The organism is Bradyrhizobium sp. Ken64 (assembly GCF_055807555.1).
The window spans coordinates 1-332 of record NZ_JBVVPA010000092.1 but is presented as its reverse complement, the minus strand read 5'-3'; the positions used below and the strand labels follow the sequence as shown (position 1 = coordinate 332).

The 332-nt window shown below is 63.0% G+C and carries 1 protein-coding gene; it reads right to left on the bottom strand.

What is annotated here, in order from left to right:
* Positions 1-332 (bottom strand): Ig-like domain-containing protein (locus AC0L2F_RS35785; protein ID WP_473251531.1); only part of this gene is annotated, 332 nt, incomplete at both ends.

Sequence of the window (332 nt, the reverse complement as noted above, 5' to 3'; positions counted from 1 at the left end):
GAGACGGTTAGCGACGTGTCGCTGGTGATGAAGTCGCCGGCGGTGCCGGTATCCTGGTTGATCGCCGTGATCGCCAGAGCCTCCGACGGAGCGGTGGTGTCGAGCGTCAAGATCAGCGAGGCGCTGCCCGTATTGCCAAACGTGTCCGTCTGGCTCGCCGCGATGGTATGCAGCCCGTCAGCGAGACCGCTGGGTGTGAATGACCAGTTGCCGCTCCCATCCGCCAAACTGGTCGTTGCGATCAACGTCCCATCAATGGTGAAGTGCACCGTCGTGTTGGCCAGGCCGGTGCCGGTCAGCGCAGCGTTCGAAGTGATCTGGTCAAGCGCTGA